The following is a 20,267-nucleotide window of genomic DNA, read 5'->3' as shown; positions in this document are numbered from 1 at the left end:
TCGCTTTTCAGTACTGATAGGCATATTGACCGTTCTGAAGCTTGCGATGCACGGCTTCCATCGAATCAGGGTCTATGACCGGGTAGTATCGCCCCTCAGCGGGCAACGCCATGTCTTTACATCGCAGATTTTCGTCTCTGACCCGCAGAGCGGCGCGGGCCAGCAGATCGATACCGTGTTCGTAGACCTTGATCCGTACGTCCGTGTAACCGTCGGCCGCGGTGAATGTCAGGGATTCACTCAGTATCACCGGGCCGGCATCAATGCCCGGCGTCATGAAGAAGGCTGAATTCCCCACCTTGTCGTCATTGAAAATGGCCCATTCCACGCAGGTGCAACCGCGATAATCCGGGATCAGCCCAGGATGGACAGCCAGGAGGCCCCGTCCGGAAGCGGCCAGGACTTCCGGCGGCAGAATCCTCGGTGTGCTAGCGCTGACCACCAGATCGACATCCATTTCCTTCAGTTTCGCAATCGTGTCGGCTGCGGCATGCGAACTGACGAAGCGGCAGGCGGGGGAACCACCCGGCAGGCTGGCCAGGGGCAGCGGCGGCAAACGGCCGGCCGTCCGCTCTGTCCAGATATCCCGCTCCTTGGCTCCGCATGGACGCCCCTCGTCCAGGAGAACCACGTCAGGTTCAAGGCCGACCTTGCGAAACGCAAGGGTAATCCGGCCAAGAAAGGGGTTGTCGACGGCCGACAGGAAAACGATGGTGAATTTGGTTTTCGTCATAACGGCAGCCTCACTTTCTCCCCGAGAAAGAACGCGATCTGTGGCACCAGAAGCCCCGTCTTTGTCCTCGACGGACAGGATTCACCCTGCATTGGCAATCCGGTAATGGCCGCCAGGTCCTTCTGCAGGACATTCGTGAACGCCCGGGCCCCGCCATGGCGCAGATGATCCATATCGTTGAACTCGGCCTGATCCCCGGCAAACATCGCCGTATAGTCCAGGCGTGCAGCAAACGGGATGCGTTCGAAAACCGCCCGCACTCCGGAAACATCGCGAACAGCCGCGGCCTCAATATATTCATTACTCATCGGATATCTCACACCAACGACCTGCACGCCGCTCGCATTGGCGGTCCGGACAATTCGCTCCAGTATCTCGACCATCTGCGGCACGATGAGGTCTTCCGGGTACTGCGCTTTGAGTCGGAAGGCCACACGGTCCTTGCGTGCTTCGGAGGAACTGCCGGCCCAGTCGAATTCGTGCCGGAACTTGAGATCCAGGCAATCCGTCAGAACTGTGTAAGACTCATCGACGGGCGTCCCCAGCCGGTCCTCGACATCCTGCAGCAGGTCGGAACGGAAGCTCAGCCGCGATTCATGGTCCAGGACAGGAAGATAATAGGCAATATAGTTGCGCAGGATATGCCTGCGCGTGGTTGCAAAATAGTGATCCAGCAGACCCCAGTCCGCGTAGCCCATCTGCTTCCGGAAGCCGCGATTGGCCGACCGGTATTCCGAAAGGATGTAGTCGTCGATCGGCAGAACGATCCATTGCAGCGAAGGCTTCGTCCGCAGTGCATAATCTGCTTTCAGGAGAGTCTGCCTAAGACCCTCGCCCACCTCCGCCCAGTTGAACACCGCCGGCGAAAACATGGATCCGACGACATCCAGAGCGGCCCTGGAATCTCCGAGCACAAGGACCTGCGGCTTTACGGCGGGACTGCTGAAAGCCTGATACAGCCGGAAATGCACATCGCGCTGCCGCATTACCAGTTCAAGCGGCCAGCTCATGGCCACCAGCGTGACGCCGATGCCCAGCCCCACCAGCAGAATCCGTCGCAGGAAATTGTACACGATGCCTCTAGAACTGGAAGTAGATAAACTGTACTTCCTGCGTGTTGCCGGCAAACAGGATCAGCAAGACTAGCGCGTAATACGCCAAATGACGCAGCGCACGGGACCGCATATCCAGGACACTCGGCTGATGCCCCAGGGGTTCCCGCCAGTGACAGACGATCACACCAATGCAGGTCGCCAGCAGTACGGCGAGGCCTAGATGGGTCACCCCCATGGCAGCCGCAGCCGCAGCCCAGGCTCCGGGGTCAAGAATCTGCTCGCCCAGCCCGGAAAGCAGATTGCTGACGATATAAACGGCATCGGGCAGGCTCTGCGCACGAAAGAAAATCCAGGCCAGAATCACACAGGATAGCGTCCAGATTCGCCCAATGCCTTCCGTCAGCCAGGGCATGCCACGCAGTCCGGCTGCCTCGATCAGGGCATACCGTGGTGCGGCCGTAAGCCTCTCAATGATGATGCAGAGACCGTGGATCCCTCCCCAGATGATGAATGTCCAGCTGGCCCCATGCCACAATCCGCTCAGGAGGAACACAATAAGAAGATTTGACCATTTCGAACCGGTCCCTCCGCGGTTGCCCCCGAGCGGGATATAGACATAGTCACGAAACCATGTCCCCAGAGTGATGTGCCATCGCCGCCAGAATTCGCCGACGGATCTGGACCCGTATGGCCGGTCGAAATTGACCGGCAGGGTAAATCCCATGAGCCGGGCACAGCCGATCGCGATGTCGCAGTATCCGGAGAAATCGCAGTAAATCTGGATGGCAAAAAACAGGGTGGCAATCAGAAGCGGCAGGCCGGTATAGGCCGAGGGGTTGCCGTAAATCTCCGTAACCGCCGGGGCCAGGCTGTCGGCCACGACCATTTTCTTGAACAGGCCCCAGAGCACCAGGCGCAATCCGTCAACCGCCCGGTCCGAGTCAAATGTCTGCAGCTGCCGGAACTGCGGCCGCAGCTCCTCCGACCGCATGATTGGCCCCGCCACCAGATGCGGAAAGAAGGAAAGATACAAAGCATGGATTCCAAAGTGCCGCTCGGCCTTTTGGTGCCCGCGATAGACATCGACCGAATAGGAGATCGACATGAATGTATAGAACGAAATCCCTATCGGCAGAGCGGTCGATATCTGCGGCAGCCGGCCATCCACCGACAAAACTGAGAGCAGGTCATTGGCGCTGGAGAACAGGAAGCCTGCGTATTTGTAGTAACCCAGCACGAACAGGCAGAAACCGACATCAGCAAGCAGAAACAGCTTCCGCAGCTTCGGATCTGACGTGCTGGACATCGCCCGCGTCCCGGCATAGGACGACAAGGTGACCAGCAGCATGATCAGGCCATATTCGACGCGGGCCCACATGTAAAAAAAGTAACTGGCCGCGAGCAGGAGCACCCAGCGTCGCGAAGGCGGGAGCAGAAAAAAGAACCCGGCAACAACCGGGAAGAAGATCAGGAACTCTCTGGAATTGAAAAGCATCCCGCGGCACCTTCAGGCAAAACTGATGCCGAGATTTCGAAGGGCCCGGCGCACATAGTATCGCGCCGTTTTCTGCAGGCCATCCCTCCGGTGCGTCAGCCAGCCGTTCATGAAATCGAGATGATCCAGATTGGTCAATGCCGCGGGCTTCCCATGCACATGGCGCATGTCAAAGACCGTGACCTTGTTGTTGGCGGTCAACATGACCGAGGCCGGCTTCCCGTCATCGACAAGGCTGTCGAGTGGCTGCACACAGGCCTCATGAGGTTTGACCTTGACGCGCAGGCGGCGGCCGAGGTCGCTCTCCAGGGTGCAGACCACGGGCTGCCTGTAAGGATTCACCAGAAAGAAGGAGTTCCCGATCCCCTTCCCGGCATCCACCAGAACGGCCTGGTGGAGCAGCGAGAAGCCGCCGAATACGGCAATTTCCTTGATGATCGGATCGCGCGCGAACTTGAGATCGGAGCCGAATGTCAACGCACCGCAACCGGGCCGCAGGAACAGGCCGTAGCCCTGCACGACAACCGTCTTGTCAAAAAGCGGCCGATCCGCCGTCATTTCGACTTCCACGTAGCCATAACCATCGGCAGAAAAGGTTTTCGAGAACTCGTTTATCTCCGGGACATGCCGATCGACCGCAACATCGACCCGCTCCTCTCCCGCTTCGCCCCCGTTCACGTATTTCCTGAAGCAGACCGATATCTGGCCGGTGAAATCCGGCCGGCTGCGGAACTGCAGCGCATTCTTGATGCTGCAGCTCAGCATCAGTCTGCCCGCTTCGCGAGGAAAGAGCGGATAGATGAACGGTGACAGATACTGGAACGCCCGCGCCATACCGCCCCCTTACTTGAAATTCGGGAAATGATCGATCGAAATGGCGCCGTTGGCCTGTATGTTCACCACGTGCTTCCTGACCGGGACGTCACTGCGGACAACCAGCGTGTACATCTGGCCATCCGGCACATCCCTGAAATACTGGTCCAGATTCAGCAGCGTTGAGCAGAACCCTCCGAGTTCCGCCGTCGCAGTCTTTTCATAAGGCTTGTCGACACCGTAGAGGGACATCTCGATCTGCGCCGGACGCCGGTATCCGTTTATCACAGAAACCGAGGTCCGCAGCAGTCCTCCCTCCACCCCGACCGGGATCGCCCGGCCACGGCAGGCCATAGCCTGCAGCTGAGGATGAAAGGATGCCGCCCAGTCCGGACCGATCAGGAGAATCTGTGGCCGTGTCGTCCCGACAACCGCGAGTTTGTCGGGCCTGAGATCAAGAATGAACCATCCGTCTCCCGGCAGACCCGCAACCTCGGAAAAGTCCAGCTCCAGCGTTTCCCTTGCCTCCAGCCGGCCGTCCAGAACCGCATGGCGACGGCCAGCATCGCCAATCAGGTGGACCCGGTAGTCATATCCCGTGATCTCCTTGCTGTCGGCAAACATCATCCCGGAGTTGAGGACCCGCAGAACCGTCCGGATTCCGTCCCGGTTGATGAACGGCGCGCTATTGGCGAAATCAACCGGATGGACAAACCCGCGAACCGGGCCTGGCAATGGCTGCTCAAGCCCGCCGGCCTGCAGCCTGACCATGGCATGCCGACCGCTGACCTCATTAACGATGAGATCAACATCAAGCATGCAGGCCGTGCATTTTGTTCCAATCCCCGTAGCATCGACCAGAGTATCGAAGCTCTGCTGCGGATTCTGCAGATGCGCGACAATGTCGGCGCGCTTGACGCCGAAGCAGACACAAACCATGTCGTCTGCTGTCGCCGCTGTTTCTGGTGTGTTTGCCATCAGCGCACTCCGATGCTAGACGGGAATCCCGTTCCGCTTCTGCCAGTGCCACAGATCGAGATAGGTCTGCATGATCCGGCCCTGATGCTCCGGAAGGACATCTCCCTTGCCGGAAGCACCGAAGAGGCGGATTCCGGGGCAGTCGAACGAGATATCGGTCAGAGCTCCGTACAGCCGCGCCCCTTCGGTACGCCAGCTGGTCGTGGTTGCTTCGTCACGCGGCGCCACTGCCCAGGCCATGATTTCCGGCAGGTCGTGGAAGGACCGCACCACCCGAATGTTCGGCATATGCGAATAGTCCACATGTGCCGCGAAGATGATGGCCGGCTTTCCGATGAGAGTGGATTGCTTCCCGACCGACCCGCTGATTGTCGATACCGCCACGGCCTTCTCTGTCAGCTCGTTTCCAGGCAACCGGTAATCCGCCATGTGGACATTGGGCAGGCGACTAATGCGCCTGTAGAAGTCCAGCGGCCTGTTCCCGATATTCGGGATATGCTCCTTGACTACAAGCCTGACACCAGCCGGCATGCACATGGCCAGCTGATAGATGATGGCTTCAGTGAAAGAGAATTCCCGCGACAAGCACAGGGTCGAGTATTCAGGTTCGACCTGCAGCAGGAACAGGATGTATGGACCCGATGCGACATCTTCCACGGTCGCCAGGCTCGATCCCTTGAGATAGCGGGCAATACGAAAAACCCGAAAATGGCTCTCGATACTGCGCCAGAGGGGGATTCTGCGGCTCTTTTTCCACAGCTTCCCCGTCAGCACGTCCTGAACCATGTGGGCGGCCGCATTCTTCGAGGAAGTATAGATCCGCCTCAGCAGCTCTCCGGCAGTAGAGATGCGATCGGCTTCATCGAAAAACCGCTTTGCCGCGCCTGGCACCAGGGAAGACGAGCCCTGTTGCTCGAGAAGCCGCCGGTCCGGTTCGGTGCGGGACATCCTTTCCTGCACGAAGCCACGCTCCATGAAGGGCCCGCAAAGCCACGTCACGTAGGTTCCATAGTTTGCGGCACTGGTGAACGTAACCGGGATACCCCGCTTCACCGCGATCCAGATTGCCGGCGCTGCATGCAGGTAATCCGGCCGCAGGATCAGACCATCGACCTCTTTTTCCTCAAACAGCGCCTCGAACCAAGCGAAGCACTGGTTGATTTCTTCGTATACCCGGACCAGCGGAGGCAGGACTGCCAAGGATCGGGTGCTGCCGTAGGTCGACGGATTGAATCCTCCGGAATACCGACGATCCATCTGTATGACATCCCGCATGTAGGTTATGCCATACTTTTCTTCATATGCTGCGGCACGCCGATAGACTTCCGCATCCGTTGCGGCGCCGGTCTCAGCCGGGAAGCTCGGATTAACAAATGCATCGTCGTCTGTCATGGCTGCAGCATAGTCAGGCCATGCAGCGGGACCGCCACCCCATATGATGAAGCGGGTACCATAGTTCTGCTTCAGCTGCTTCATCAGGTGGGTGTGCACAGAGCCCACATTGTCGATCGCGCCTATCAGAATGCACTTCGGCGCGCCAGTATCTGCAGCGGAACCCACGGGCATATCAGCCAAGTCCTTCAACGTGCTTCTCCGGCCGGCTTATCGCAGGATGGCGACGTGATCAAAAAGCAGGACGTCGAGATCAGATCGCAGGAACGTACTGATGGCGTCATCCGGACTTTCGACAATTGCCTCGCCATGCAGGTTGAATGACGTATTCATCACGCATTCCACTCCCGCGAGCCGGCCGAATTCTTCCATGATGGCGTAGTACCCCGGATTGTCGGTGCGCCGCAGCATCTGTGGCCGCACCGTTCCGTCCGCCGGATGCGTTGCCGCGGGTATGGCACCACGAAACTCTTCTGCCAGATCAAAAGCCATTGTCATGAAGGGTGAATACAGGCCCTTCGGATTCACCAGCATCTTCTCGGCCTGGGCCTGCGTCATCGACGGAGTAAACGGCATCCAGAAATCGCGATATTTTATCTTCTGGTTGACATGGTCGATCGTCTCGGCGTGGCGCGGATCGGCCAGGATCGAGCGATTTCCGAGCGCCCGCTGACCGAATTCCATCCGGCCGGAGAATCTGGCCACGATCTTTCCGTCGACGAGCCATCGGGCGACCTGCGCTGCGGTGGGATTCTGCTGCACATGATATTTACCGGCCAGGCTGGCCCGGCTGATGGCATGATCGATTTCCCCGATACCGTATGAGGTCCCGAGATAGATCGAAGACAGGGACTGGATATCGGATCCGGGGTCGAGATCGCGGGATGCGAGCCACGCAGCGCCGACGCCCAGAGAGCCGTCACCCGAGATCGGCGGCGCCCATACCTGGCGTATGGACGGCTGCTCGGCCAGTGCCTTCACGATCTTGATGTTCTGCCCGACGCCGCCGGACAGCACGACGTTATCGATGCCGTGCTTCCGCACAGTGTTGCCGACCCAGGTCGTGACCAGCTCCTCGAGCCATGTCTGCAGGCCCCAGGCAATGCCGTCGAACCGCTCGGCACGCAGAGCCTCGCGGACAAAGAAATACAACTCAGGCACCAGGCCGTCATTCACGATCTCCTCGCCCACCACCCTGTTCACCTTGCGGAAGAACTCAAGCGAGCGACGGCCATGATACTCGTTGCCATAGGGAGCGAGCCCCATGACCTTGTATTCATGCTGGCCGGGCTGCATGCCGAGGATCAGCGTGACATAAGCATAAAGGCGGCCCGCATTCACGGCATTGGACTTCCACAATTCCGTGAAGCTGCCATCCGGCTCAAAGATGCTGGTCGTAGCCGAACTGTCCTGGCCGCCACCCTCCAGCGTGAATACCAGCGTGCGGTCACGCGGATAGGGCGAGGAGTAGAACCCGTATGCCTTATGGCAATCCTCGTGGCGGTATATCCGCATCTTGTCGCCGCTGATACCGAGATGCTCCTGCAGCACCTCGCGGCGGACCTGATCGCCGATGTCGCTCCAGCGCTCGGCCGGAACGTCCCGGATGCGGTCAACCATGCGGTAATACGGACGCGATTCGACGTCCTTCGGGACGTCGCGGAATTCGTCGAACAAAACGATCTGCGACATCTTCTTCTTTTCCAGAAGCAGCGGGCGCCAGTAGACGTCGCATTCCCGAACCCAGTCGGCCACCTTGAACGTGGCGTATTTGTTGAGCAGGGTCCGCCAGATCCAGTCGCTTCGCTGCGTGAAGGCGACAACATCGACCTCGGCCGGCGTCACCTTCGCCATCTGCAGGACGGCGTCAATGGCCCGCCGCGGATAACCGCCATCCGACTTCAGCCGCGACAGCCGCTCCTCACCGATCAGGGCAACAAGTTGACCATCACGAACGATGCAGGCATGCGCGTCATGCCCATCATGGATTCCCAGTATAATCACTCTAGTCCTTCCATCTTCCTTTTTGGGATTTTCCAGCCATGCCAGCGTCCGGAAAACCCTCTTATCTCAAGCCATGGGAACATGCGTACCGCGACCAATTGCGCACAGAACATCGACTATGCGAGTGATGGCGCCCTGCGGATATGCAGCATCGACCTGCGCCAGATCAGGTATGTGTAAATCCCGTAGCGCGCGCGACAGGCCCTTCTCGATCTGCTCAGACGTACATGCGGATGGAGTAAAACCCGCAAGAACAGAGGAACACCATGCCCTCTCCGATCTCCGCGGCAGAATTGAGAACGTGGGCCGGCCCAGCAGCACCGCCTCCAGGAGCAAAATGGAAGACATCCCGACGGTTATGTCTGCGGCATATAGCAGATCGTATATGTCGTCATCTCGCGCAACCATATCGAATGCGCCATAGAAATCTGCCAGCTCCTCATCAGTGCTGGCCGGATGCGGCCGAAGGATGGTGTAGATGTCCTCGGAGAGAGAAGACAGGAAGCGCAGGAGCTCATCGAGGACTATTGCAGTCCTATACATGCTCTCTGGACGGCCTTGCAGCGTATAGTCGGAACTGCGCGTATATGCTCCCCCGTAGACATTGACGGATGGCTCAGCTGCAAACACCAGGACTTTTCTGGTCCCGGCGTCGGGCAGAAGCCTTCCGCGCAGCTCGGCGCGACCCAATACGTCGAGTTTCGCGCGGCGATCCCGGATTCTATCGAACGACGGGTGGCCACAGACTATCGTATGCTCCATGTTGAAGCCGTAACGGGCCGCATTGTCGGCGGCCGTCATATCCGGCACCAGAATCCAGTCGGGTGCATGCGCAAGGGGATTATCCGTGTCTCCCCTAAAGCGCCCGCCGATATGCTGATGCGAATCGACAAGGCCTATGCTCGGAATTTTCCGCCATTTCGCCACGTCAATTAGGTAGAGCCCCATAGAATAGGGATTGATCGCCGTACCCGTTGCCAGCACGTCGCAGTCCGCCAGCAATTGATTCGCCGTGTCTGATTTGCGCAGCAAATCGCACTCCACCCCCCAGCCCTTCAGCCTTTCGGCGGCAGTTGCCGTCGCGACCAGCCGCGCCCCAAACCCTCTCCCTCGCAAAGCCGTTGCAACTGCAGCGACAAAGGCCGCAGCACCAGCATCTTCCGCAAACAGAAGAAATCGCATCACGCCAGCCGAACTACACGGCCGCCTTGCGCGGCACTTGCAACAACAGCATCAAGAATGCTCTCCGTCTTCAGCGCCTCGTCCGGCCCGCAATCCACCGCCCCCTCGCCCGCCAGCGCCTTCGCAAACGACCGGTACATCATGGGGAAGGCATCGCTTTCTGCCGGGAAGACGCGGACCGGATCACCATAACCATTGCTGGACGGAAGCAGCCGATGCGGCGCCAGACCGCGGTGATGGAACTCCGTGAGCTCACTGTTGATTGTCAGGCTGCCGCCATCGCCCCAGAACTCGAGAGACAATTCCCGCACCCTTCCGAAATCGAGTGCGTCAAAGCAGATATTCGCGCCGGACGCCGCCGTGACCATGAATGCGACATTGCAGTCCCCAGGAACGGGGGACTGGGCGGTGGCGGCCGGAGCGCCAATGGCCCGCACCTCGACAATGGGCCCGGCGAGAAACTCGACCAGATTTACGATGTGCGCCGCGTTGTTGCGCAGACCGTTCCCATACAGGGCATAACCGGCGCGGGGCTTGCCCACCAGCTCGGCCAGATACCCCGCCGCAAGGCGCCGGAAGCGACTGTCCGAGCGCCGCATGTAGCCGACCTGGACCGTCAGTTTCCGCCCACGGCATTCATCAGCCAGCGCCTCGGCCTCTTCCGCCGATTCAGCCAGCGGCTTCTCAAAAATCACCCCCCTGACACCGGGCAGGCGGGACAGACTGTCCAGCCGCCCACGCGGCGGGCCGCAGAAGACGGCGACGTCGAACTGCCGATCACCCGGCAGATCAGCCACATCCGCGACCGCAATGCCGATCCCCAGCTGGCCCGCAAGCGCCCGCGCCTCCGCCGAAGGGTCGACCACCGCAACCGGCTCGAAAGCGCCGTCCAGCTGCATGGCCTGGTAGTGCGTGCCGTGACGATAGTACGACTGATAGGCCTGATTCGCGGACAGCCCGTAGGCTATCCGACCGAAGCCAAGAATGACTGCGGAATACCGCCCCATCACCGCACCGGCTTGACGAAGCAATCCGCGTTCAGGGCCACGACATCAGGGCTGGCGTCCAGGAATTCGACGATCTGACGTGTCGAGAAATACTCGCCGGTTACCGGTTCAAGATGGCGGCAGATGGCGGCAAGAACCTGCAGATCCTCCCGGTAATCGAGCACCAGCCGGTATTGCGGACGCCTTTCATCCTCCGGTGCATCGAGATGCACGATCCGGTACTTCCCGGGATTCTCATAGAAATGCAGCGACACATGCTCGCGGACGGGAAGATCGTGAACGTTGTCCGCAACCCAGGCCAGATCCGCAAGACGGAACACCTGCGCATCGATCCCAAGCGGATAGCTGCGCCGTGCAGAAGTGGAGACGATGTCGCAATCCTGCCGGTTAAAGCGTTCGATCGCCCTGTCCACCACCCCCGGGTCCGAGAGTGTGGCATCTCCGGTTATCTCGACCACGATGTCGGCATTCATGCTTTTCTGCGCATCCACCACACGCTGAAGGACGTCGCCCTCGCTGCCACGATGGACGGATACGCCGAAATCCTGGGCCCAGGAAACCAGGGCATCGTCCTTCGGGTTGGTTGTGGTGGCGATCACGATGTCATCGAGATGGCGCGCCTGACGCAGGCGGCGGACCAGCCGCTCTATGGCTGGCATGCCATTGACGTCGGCCAGAACCTTGCCCGGAAAGCGCGACGATCCCATCCGCGCCTCAATGCTGGCGATACAGCGGCTCATGCTGCCTTCCCGCCAGTCTCACGTTCCCAGGCGCGCAGTTTGTCCATATTGCCATGAACCTTGCACAGGGCCTCGACGAAACCGTCGGCCACGGCCGGGGTGATGTTCCACGCACTGATCAGGAACAGCAGCAGCTCATTGCTTTCCACCCGCTCCGCAACAGGGCAGAGACCGGCTTCGTAGCCCCGGTTGGTGAGGTTGAACGGCCAGCCGTCGCGCCCGATCGCACGGCGCTGCTGGAATACCGGCAGCATATACAGCGGACGGACATACCCTTCCCGGACCGGCATCCCTTCCGCGGCCAGCGCCTTGGCGACGGTCTCCCGCCGCACGCCCAGCTGCTTCTCGTCAATGCGCAGCGGCCAGCAGTAATAATTGTGCCGCCAGCCCTCTGGCACCAGTGGTGCAAGAAAGCCACTGAGTCCGCCCACCGCGTCATTCAGAAGTTTCGCGACTTTCTCGCGAGCCTGCAGATGCCGCTCTATGTCGGAAAGCTGCACCCGCGCTATGGCAGCGCTCAGTTCCGTCATGCGGAAATTATAGCCGATCAGATTGGCCGGATCATCCTCGCCGAGCTCGGCAAAGACGTTCTCGCCATGATTCCTGATCAGGGCCAGGCGGCGCGCCAGCCTGTCGCTGTTGGTGACGCAGACGCCACCTTCGCCGCTGTGGATATGCTTGTGATAGTTGAGGCTGAACACGCCGATATCGCCGACCAGACCGGCACGATGGCCGGCTTCCTCCGCGAACGGGGCCTGCGCGCTATCCTCGATCAGCACCAGATTGAACTCATCGGCGATCCTGCGCAGTGCCAGCAGGTTTGACGGCCGGCCGAACAGGTTCACCGCCAGAATGCAGCGGGTCCGGTCCGTGATGTTCTTGCGCACTTCCGCCGGGTCCAGGCAGAAGGTGTCTGCCTCGATATCGGCAAAGACGGGAATCGCACCGTAGAACAGCGGTGCGATCACTGATGCCGACATGCTGTAGGGCGGCACGACCACCTCATCGCCCGGCCCGATGCCGGCGGCGCCGATGGCCGCAATCAGTCCGGAGGTGGCCGAATTCACCGAGATCGCGTATTTGCAGTCATAAACGCTGCACCATGCCTGCTCGAATCTCTGGATCTCCGGCCCGCCGTAGAAGCCGGTGCCCGGCGCCCCCATGAACCCGGACAATGTACCGCTGCGCATCACTGCGGCCACCGCCTCCTGCTCGGCCGCTCCCACCGCCTGGTAGGGGGCCAGCGGCTGCGGCACGGCGGCCACCCCGCCCAGAAACGCCAGGTCTTCAGACATTTTTCTTCACCACGTTGCTGCGCTTCAGGAGCGCCCCATAGGGCACGGCATCAACGATTCTGGCGCCGATTAGTTGAGAGAATTCGTGCGCCGGGAATTCGGTAGCCGGTCGCGCGAACATCAGGTCGGACTCGCTCAGCACGCTGCCGGCGGGCAGTTCGCGAGCCGCAACAATCCCTTTCCGTATGGCGTCTCTCACCGGCCGCTCCACCTCAGACGCCGCCTTTCCGCGGCTGCCGAGTGCCGAACGGATTCCACGAAGCGATCGAACCAAAGCAGCAAGCTCATGCGGCTCGAAGGAGAGTTCGTGATCCCGGAACGAGCGTCCCGTTTTCCGATCCGTAACGTGAACCTCCACCAGCGGCGCGCCAAGCGCGACGGCGGCATGACATGCATCCGGCCCCACGACATGATTCGACCACCCAACAACCAATCGTGTCACTTCCGACAAGAACGGGATTGACAGGAGATTGCATTGCTCAAGCGGGGCCGGGTACGCCGATACGCAATGCAGAAGCGCCAGTCGCTCCGGAAGTGCCTCAGCCCCAATCTCGTCGCGAACCCAGCCAATCGCGGCCTCAATTTCTTCCAGACTCCCGCAGCCGGTGGAGATTATCACCTGCTTTCCGGTCCGTGCTGCCGCGCGAATGACCGGCTCAAAGGTAAGATCACCACTGGCGATCTTTATTACCGGAGACAGTTCCGCAAGAAGCGGCACCCAATCTTCCGTGATAGCCGAGGACATAAATACGATGCCCAGCGCCTGCGCTTCAGCCGCCAACCTGCGATGCGCCGCCTCATCGAGTGCAAACCGCGTAACGCGCGCAAAACGTTCAGGGTCTGCAGATGAAATGAACCGGTTTGTGGTATAGCTCTGGAACTTCACCGCATCTGCACCTGCCTCTGCAGCTGCCGCGAGAAGCTTGGAGGCAACCTCCGGGTCCCCCTCGTGGTTGACCCCTATTTCTGCAATTACTGCAACCTCGTGAGCGAGATCGCGCCCCAGCATCTTCATATCGAACTCCGGCTAGCCATAGGCTTTTTCATCGTTGCATCCAGAGGAAAACTGGTCTCAACAGAATCACCGTCAACAAAGGTCCGGAACCATTCCTCGACATTGATCCACTGCCAGACAAAAAAGCTGTTGGCGTCTGCACCTGTGCAGAAGCGGTCGAAGGCCTGCCTGCAGAGGCCCGGATCGAACATGCCGCGATCCGCGAAGCTGTCACTGCTTATCAGGTCGCGGACATAGCTGCGCATCGGCTCGCGCATCAGCCACGGCCCCTGGGGCGCCTGGATGCTGCGCTTGGCTGCAAGCCGCACATCGTCGTCCATGGCACCGGCAAGAGCCTCGCGGATGATCGATTTTGTCCGGCCATGCAGGAACATGAGATGCGGCGGAAGAGACAGCCCGAACTCGACCAGCCGGTGATCGAGGAAAGGCAGCCTGAGCTCCAGACTGTATGCCATCGACAGCCGGTCCTTCATCCGCGTGTTGCGCGGAATCTTCTCAACCTGCAGATAAGTAGCCAGCCCATCGATCAGTGCATCGCCGGTCTGCGGACCGGGGGCAAGCGGCGCGCCGTGCGTTCCGACAAAAGCCCGGTCCAGCAGCTCCGGCCGAACCGGCACGGTCCCGTCGATTGCCGAAACCGTATTGTCCAGCGCCGACCGGGCGGCACGGCGGGCATGATCGGCACTGCAGTTCCAGTTGGCGCAGTAACCACGCAGGGCGTCGTCCGCCTCCGGTCCGCCGCTGCGCAGGGCCAGTCCGAGATAGAGGTCATGGTGGTTCCGGTAGCCGCCGAAAGCCTCGTCCAGGCCGGTGCCATCCTGCACGACCACAATCCCGTCGGCATGAGCAGCGCGCATGACCGGTGCCAGCGCACAGTTCATGAGCCCGCCGATCGGCCCCTCCAGATGCCACATCATCGGCCGGATATGTCCGCGGAAATCCTCCGCCGAGTAGGGCAGGATGCGCGTGGCCAGGCCATGATGGCCTGCCGCCGCCTCCATCCACGGCCGCTCGCTGAGATCGCCACCGAAATCCACCGAAACGCACTTCACCTGATCGGACAGTTCGCCCGAAAGATCCAGACAGGCCAGCAGGGCCGAAGAATCCAGGCCGCCGGACAGCGAGACGCCAACCGGCACATCGGAGCGCATGTGCACCCGCGCCGCATCGACCAGCAGGCTGCGCATCTCTTCTGCCGCCGCGCCGGCGGTATAATCCCGCGGATGAACGCGCGTTGCGATGTCGTACCAGCGCCGGATGCTGAGTGCCTGCCCGGGGCTGAAGCGGGCACAGTCACCAGGCCGCAGCTGGCGGATGCCCTCGAAATAGGTATCGCCGTCGTCATCATACCGGGCATGCAGAAGATACCGCGCCCAGACCTGGCGGTTCGGCTTCGCCCGGATCAGGCCCGTCGCCAGCAGGGCCTTGATCTCGCTGGCGAAAACAAGCTGCCCTCCGATTTCGGCAAAATGGAGGGGCTTCTGGCCGAAGCGGTCCCGCCCGAGCAGTGCCGTTCGCGCCTCGGTATCATACAAGCAGAAGGCGAACATTCCGTTCAGGCGCTCCAGCGCCTGCTCGCCCCAGGTCAGCAATGCTGCCAGCAGCACCTCGCTGTCGGTGCGGGTAACGAAATCGTACTGCCGCGCGAGTTCCTGCTTCAGTTCAAGATAGTTGTATATCTCGCCGTTGAAGACGAGGACGTAGCGACCGCTGCTGTCGACCATAGGCTGGTCCGCAGCAGCGGAAAGGTCGATGACAGAAAGCCGCCCGTGGCCGAGGGCACCGCCCGGAACCTGAACCACCTGCTCGGCATCGGGTCCTCGATGGCGCTGCACGCGCACCATGCGGGCAACCAGATCCACCGTTTCCGGATTGCCCGTGCCGAGAATGCCGGCAATGCCGCACATGTCTGCGTTACCGCTTTCCGGCCAGAGCCTTCGCCCGGTCCATCATGTACGGATTGTACTGGTACAGCAGGCCGAACGGTACGTAGTCATCGGCCAGCATCCGGTGGAACCGGTAGATGACGCTGAACCGGATACGGTCGGATGTGTTGTGGCCGGAGCGATGGAAGGTATCCATATGCATCAGCAGCACATCGCCCTTTTTGCAGACGCCGCGCGTCTGCTGATAAGAGGCAACTGCCGAATCGGGAACCGCGCGCTGTTCCGTTGTTATATAATCCTGCTTGTCCCGGGTTTCAGGTGCGACGAGCCCCTCGCGCTGGCTTCCCGCACAGATATGCAGCGCACCCATGTCTTCCGGCGTGTCCTGCAGCGCCACCCAGTAGACCAGCCCGGCACTGCCGTCATTCAGGTTCTGCGGATAATAGGCGTGGTCCTGATGCCAGGTCAGAACGTTCCTGCGGTCCTCCGGCACATCCATGCGCAGCATCAGGCCGGAAAACGACAGGTCCTCCGCCTTATCGCCAAGAAAGGCGGCAGCGACATCGAGGCAGTTCGGGACCGTGACGAGCTGCAGCAGTTCGAGAGAGCTCTGCGCACAGTCGTAAAGGGCGCCGAACTTCTTCGGGTCCGATGCACGCAGCGCACACATCGCCCGGTCAAAGGCGATATCGTTCCAGGGCTCTGCAAAACCATCGAGCTCGGCCGCATCCGGCACGAACTTGCGGAACAGGCGATAGATCATGGCACGGACACGGTCGATCTGACCAATCGGGAAGATCCCGGGGACGCAGATATATCCGTTGTCCTGGTAGAACTGCAGCTGGTCGCGCGAGATGTTCATGGCTGGCTATGCCTCACTTTTTCAGCACGCCAAAGCGGATACCGGAAGTTCCGGGCACAACATGATCTGGATCAACGGGCGCCACATAGGGAATCCGGCCGACCTTCCTGGCAAAATCGAAAAAGGATGTGTTGCAGTCGATGTTGTCGGCGATCAGCACGCCGCCTTCGGTCAGGGCCGGCCAGATCGCGGCGAACTCCATGGTCATGGTATCCCAGGTATGCTCGCTGTCATGAACGAAGAGGTCCACCCGGCCGTTTTCGGCGAGAATCTGCGGCAAGAGGTCGGACGACTTGCCCAGGCGCAGATCCCAGCGCGACCGCAAGGCCGGAGGCACGGCCCAGCCCGAGCCCATCCGCGGCGGCAGCGTATCCATGAAGCCATCCCGGTTGCTGGGGCCGTCCTCGAAAACGGACGGATAATCGACCGAAAACAGGCGCCCGCTGCCGTTATCGGCCAGGCCCTGCAGCAGGAAGGCCGACGAAAGTCCATGCAGAACGCCGGTCTCGATCGAAACCTGGCTGCCCGTCGCCCTTGTCAGCGCATATTGCGCCGCGCGGTACAGGCCGAAGCGCAGTACGCCATCCCACGACTTGGTGCGGAAGAAATCGACCGGGGCAACCTGGGATTCGATTCCGTCCTTCAGATCCAGCCGTGCCGCGAGTATATCCGCGTACTTCCCGAGATCCGGCTGGCCGAACCAGTCTCCGAGAATTGCAAGGTTTGCGCGGACGAATTCCGCCTGCTGCCCGAGTTCGATCATGATTGTCTCACGCTTCCGGCATGTCTACGCGGCTGACCGCAACGTCATCAAACAGGAGAATGTCGAGTTCGGACCGCTCGAACGTACTGATCGCATCCTGCGGGCTTTCGACGATGGCCTCGCCATGCAGGTTGAACGAGGTATTCATCAGGCATTCCAGCCCCGTGCGCCGGCCAAAGGCCTGCATCAGGTCGTGATAACCGGGATTGTCCTCCCGGCGCAGCATCTGCGGGCGCACCGTCTTGTCGCCCGGATGAGTTGCGGCCGGAATCGCCCGCCGGAATTCCGGCTTCAGGTCGAAGGCCATCGTCATGAACGGGGAATAGAGCCCCTTGGGATTGACCAGCATGCGGTCCGCCTGTTCCGCCGTCATCGACGGTGTGAACGGCATCCAGAAATCCCGGTACTTGATCTTCTGGTTGATCCGGTTGACGGACTCGAAAAACCGCGGATCCGCCAGAATGGACCGGTTGCCCAGGGCGCGCTGGCCGAACTCCATCCGGCCCGAGAAGCGCGAGACGATGCAGCGGTTCTCCAGCCAGCCCGCCACCTGCTCGTGGGTGGGCCGGTCGATGATCCGGTACTTGCCGCGCAGACCCGCTGCTTCGATGGCGCCGGCCACGGCACGGCCATCATATTCGGTTCCGAGATAGGCGGTCGGCATGCCGGTTATCGGCTGCTCCGGCGCCATCTGGCTGTGCGCCAGCCAGGCGGCCCCCACGCCGATCGACCCGTCGCCGGAAACCGGCCCCGCCCAGACCCGGCGGACGCAATCCATTTCGGCCACCGCCTTGACGACCTTGATGTTCTGCGCAACGCCGCCGGAAAGGATGACATTGTCCAGCTGCTGCTCGCGGCAATTGTTGGCAATCCACTCGCAGGTCAGCTCTTCAAGCCAGGTCTGCAGGCCCCACGCGATGCCGTCGAACCGTTCGGTGCGCAGCGCCTCGCGAACGGTGTAATAGAGGTCACGCAAATTGCCGTCGTTGACAATCTCGCCGCCGGAGACGCGATTGACCTTGCGGAAAAACTCCAGCGACCGGCGACCGTGATATTCGGTGCCATAGGGCGCCAGGCCCATGACCTTGTACTCATGCTGGCCCGGCTTCATGCCCAGAATCAGGGTCACATAGGCGTACAGCCGCCCGGCCTGCACAGCATTCGACTTCCACAACTCGCGGAAGCGCCCGTTTGCGTCTATGACGCTGGCCGTGGCCGAGGAATCGTCACCGCCGCCTTCCAGCGTCATCAGCAGGCCGGCCTCGCGGCTGTACGGAGACGAGTAGAATCCATAGGCCTTGTGGCAGTCTTCGTGCCGGAAGAAACGGACCTTGTCGCCGGCTATCCCGAGATGCTCGGCGATTGTCGCGCGGCGCACCGCATCGCCAAGCGCGCCCCACTGCTCGGGCGGTGTCTCGCGCGCCTGCTGCAGAAAACCGAAATACGGATTGTCGTCCAGGCTGTCATCGGCGTGGTGCCGGAAGTGATCGAACACGTCGAAAGGCGAAACCGTCTTGCCCTCGAGAAGCACCGGTTTCCAGTAGACATCGCATTCCTCGATCCAGTCCTGCACCGAGAATTTCGCATGCTTGTTGTACAGAACCTGCCAGATCCAGTCGCTCTTCGCCGCGAAGGCAACCAGGTCGATTTCCCCGGCCTCGACCCCGGTTGTCCGCAGCAGCGCGTCGATGGCACGCCGGGGATAGCGCGAGTCCGTCTTGATCCTGGAAAGACGCTCTTCCGCCACCACGCCCAGAAGCACGCCATCCTTCAGAAGGCAGGCGTGGGCGTCATGCGCTTCGCTGATACCGAGAATGATCACGAGTTCGTCCTTACGCTGGGAAGAGTTTTTGCCGAGGTGGAATCCCGCCCGGCCACGCCGAGGGCTGCGAGGAACGGCGCCGTGAAACCGGCGGGCCTGCCCGTCAGCCGCGCCGCCGGAACCCGCGCCAGCAGGCCGCGAAGGACGCCGGCGAGCCCGGGCCGGTCAGCATTGATGAAGTGGTCAACCATGTCGGGACGCATGGACTGTCCGCCCGTGATGCCGAGAATCTCGGGGCGGTAGTCCGTATATTCGACACAGGGCACATTCGCCGCACGGAAATGGGCGAAGGTGCTGCTGTAGCAGTTTCCGATGACAAACCGCGACTGCAGCGCCAGCACGGTCGGGTGCAGGTCGCAGAAATGAATGTCGAGTCCCGGGTAGCGCGCGGCCGCCTCGCGGATGAAAGCGGCGTAGTTGGGCCGCATTGCCGGGTGGGGTTTGATGAGGATCGGATCCGTGCAGCCGAGTTCCGCCAGCACGGACAGGGTTTCCTCTAACAGCGGAGAAAACAGATGCGGCTCGCGCAGCAGGCCGTTGTTGTCCATCGACGACAGGATATAGGTGATGATCGGCCGGCCGACTGATTCATCCGCCGATTTCAGCACCGACGAAAAATACCGGCGCTCACCCGCATTCACGTGATCCGCCCAGGCCGTGAAGGTGTGGGGCGGTGCCAGCATCGTCCTGTTCCGCGACTTCAGGGCCGGATGGATCAGTGCCGGCCAATCCTCGGTGAATCCCACCAGCAGGCCGCCGGCATGGACGACCGGGCTGTGCCGGCGGACGGATATGGCATCGGAGACCTGCTGCTCGATCGCCGTAACCCCGGCCGTGGTGCTCTGGACATAACAGGTGCGGTCCGGGGCGATCAGTGCCAGGAGTTTGAGCGGCCAGAAGCTGAGCGCCTTGAAATGCAGGAATGACGCCCTGCCAAGCAGTCCCAGCGCCGCGTACCGCGCCAGCCGGAACGGTGCGGTCAGCCTGTGCTTCAGCCAGGCGGCCACGCCAGTCCTGGTCCGCCCCAGCTGCACGAAACGGCCGGTCGCGAGCAGGGCATCCCACAGAACGATATTGGCGCGGATCGCCTGTTCCGTGCGCGCATCCGTGCAGACGAACTCCACGGCCACCGCCGGATACTGCCGCTTCACCTCGGCCATGACCGGCACGATGGCGTCGCAGGTGATCAGCTTGTTGTTCAGAAAAACGATCAGGACAGGCATCG

At 61.0% G+C, this 20,267-nt stretch carries 17 protein-coding genes; all 17 read right to left on the bottom strand.

Annotated elements, in window-relative coordinates; genetic code table 11:
* Window positions 1-7 precede the first annotated feature (7 nt).
* The 17 genes from ACEQZY_RS07610 to ACEQZY_RS07530 all read right to left on the bottom strand — a co-directional run bounded on the left by ACEQZY_RS07610 (window position 8) and on the right by ACEQZY_RS07530 (window position 20,265).
* Complete coding sequence (locus ACEQZY_RS07610) at window positions 8-733, bottom strand: formyltransferase family protein (protein ID WP_370153394.1); 726 nt, start codon at window positions 731-733, stop codon at window positions 8-10.
* Window positions 730-1,806 (bottom strand): hypothetical protein, encoded by a 1,077-nt coding sequence (locus ACEQZY_RS07605; protein ID WP_370153392.1) that lies wholly within the window; start codon window positions 1,804-1,806, stop codon window positions 730-732. Before ACEQZY_RS07605 ends, ACEQZY_RS07610 begins: the two co-directional genes overlap by 4 nt.
* A gap of 7 nt (window positions 1,807-1,813) precedes the next feature.
* A complete protein-coding gene (locus ACEQZY_RS07600; protein ID WP_370153390.1) occupies window positions 1,814-3,283 on the bottom strand; it encodes an MBOAT family protein in 1,470 nt (489 codons plus the stop codon).
* Window positions 3,284-3,295: 12 nt separating this feature from the next.
* On the bottom strand, window positions 3,296-4,117 hold the full coding sequence (locus ACEQZY_RS07595) for a hypothetical protein (protein ID WP_341702915.1): 822 nt from the start codon (window positions 4,115-4,117) through the stop codon (window positions 3,296-3,298).
* 9 nt (window positions 4,118-4,126) lie between these two features.
* Window positions 4,127-5,074 (bottom strand): bacterioferritin-associated ferredoxin, encoded by a 948-nt coding sequence (locus tag ACEQZY_RS07590; RefSeq protein ID WP_370153388.1) that lies wholly within the window; start codon window positions 5,072-5,074, stop codon window positions 4,127-4,129.
* A 15-nt stretch (window positions 5,075-5,089) separates the two neighbouring features.
* Complete coding sequence (locus tag ACEQZY_RS07585) at window positions 5,090-6,658, bottom strand: hypothetical protein (RefSeq protein ID WP_341702917.1); 1,569 nt, start codon at window positions 6,656-6,658, stop codon at window positions 5,090-5,092.
* Window positions 6,659-6,676: 18 nt separating this feature from the next.
* On the bottom strand, window positions 6,677-8,470 hold the full coding sequence (locus ACEQZY_RS07580) for a carbamoyltransferase C-terminal domain-containing protein (RefSeq protein ID WP_370153386.1): 1,794 nt from the start codon (window positions 8,468-8,470) through the stop codon (window positions 6,677-6,679).
* Between the two features lie 66 nt (window positions 8,471-8,536).
* On the bottom strand, window positions 8,537-9,652 hold the full coding sequence (locus tag ACEQZY_RS07575) for a hypothetical protein (RefSeq protein WP_341702919.1): 1,116 nt from the start codon (window positions 9,650-9,652) through the stop codon (window positions 8,537-8,539).
* Window positions 9,652-10,683 carry a Gfo/Idh/MocA family oxidoreductase gene (locus ACEQZY_RS07570; protein WP_341702920.1) on the bottom strand — a complete coding sequence of 344 codons (1,032 nt, stop codon included), beginning with the start codon at window positions 10,681-10,683 and terminating at the stop codon, window positions 9,652-9,654. The genes ACEQZY_RS07575 and ACEQZY_RS07570 overlap by 1 nt, the downstream gene beginning before the upstream one ends.
* A complete protein-coding gene (locus ACEQZY_RS07565; RefSeq protein ID WP_341702921.1) occupies window positions 10,659-11,399 on the bottom strand; it encodes a glycosyltransferase family protein in 741 nt (246 codons plus the stop codon). The genes ACEQZY_RS07570 and ACEQZY_RS07565 overlap by 25 nt, the downstream gene beginning before the upstream one ends.
* Window positions 11,396-12,694 (bottom strand): DegT/DnrJ/EryC1/StrS family aminotransferase, encoded by a 1,299-nt coding sequence (locus tag ACEQZY_RS07560; protein WP_370153383.1) that lies wholly within the window; start codon window positions 12,692-12,694, stop codon window positions 11,396-11,398. The genes ACEQZY_RS07565 and ACEQZY_RS07560 overlap by 4 nt, the downstream gene beginning before the upstream one ends.
* The gene (locus ACEQZY_RS07555; protein ID WP_341702923.1) at window positions 12,687-13,709 is read right to left on the bottom strand and encodes an N-acetylneuraminate synthase family protein; all 1,023 of its coding nucleotides are present in this window, start codon (window positions 13,707-13,709) and stop codon (window positions 12,687-12,689) included. Before ACEQZY_RS07555 ends, ACEQZY_RS07560 begins: the two co-directional genes overlap by 8 nt.
* On the bottom strand, window positions 13,706-15,616 hold the full coding sequence (asnB, locus tag ACEQZY_RS07550; protein ID WP_370153381.1) for an asparagine synthase (glutamine-hydrolyzing): 1,911 nt from the start codon (window positions 15,614-15,616) through the stop codon (window positions 13,706-13,708). The genes ACEQZY_RS07555 and asnB overlap by 4 nt, the downstream gene beginning before the upstream one ends.
* A gap of 7 nt (window positions 15,617-15,623) precedes the next feature.
* A complete protein-coding gene (locus ACEQZY_RS07545) occupies window positions 15,624-16,457 on the bottom strand; it encodes a phytanoyl-CoA dioxygenase family protein (protein ID WP_341702925.1) in 834 nt (277 codons plus the stop codon).
* 13 nt (window positions 16,458-16,470) lie between these two features.
* Window positions 16,471-17,220 (bottom strand): class I SAM-dependent methyltransferase, encoded by a 750-nt coding sequence (locus ACEQZY_RS07540; protein WP_370153379.1) that lies wholly within the window; start codon window positions 17,218-17,220, stop codon window positions 16,471-16,473.
* Window positions 17,221-17,227: 7 nt separating this feature from the next.
* On the bottom strand, window positions 17,228-19,042 hold the full coding sequence (locus ACEQZY_RS07535) for a carbamoyltransferase C-terminal domain-containing protein (protein ID WP_370153377.1): 1,815 nt from the start codon (window positions 19,040-19,042) through the stop codon (window positions 17,228-17,230).
* Window positions 19,039-20,265 carry a hypothetical protein gene (locus ACEQZY_RS07530; protein ID WP_370153375.1) on the bottom strand — a complete coding sequence of 409 codons (1,227 nt, stop codon included), beginning with the start codon at window positions 20,263-20,265 and terminating at the stop codon, window positions 19,039-19,041. Before ACEQZY_RS07530 ends, ACEQZY_RS07535 begins: the two co-directional genes overlap by 4 nt.
* Window positions 20,266-20,267 lie beyond the last annotated feature (2 nt).

Source organism: Ferrovibrio sp., assembly GCF_964218355.1.
Classification (GTDB): Bacteria; Pseudomonadota; Alphaproteobacteria; order Ferrovibrionales; family Ferrovibrionaceae; genus Ferrovibrio.
The sequence above is the reverse complement of the archived record's forward strand: the minus strand, read 5'-3'. Positions and strand labels throughout refer to the sequence as shown.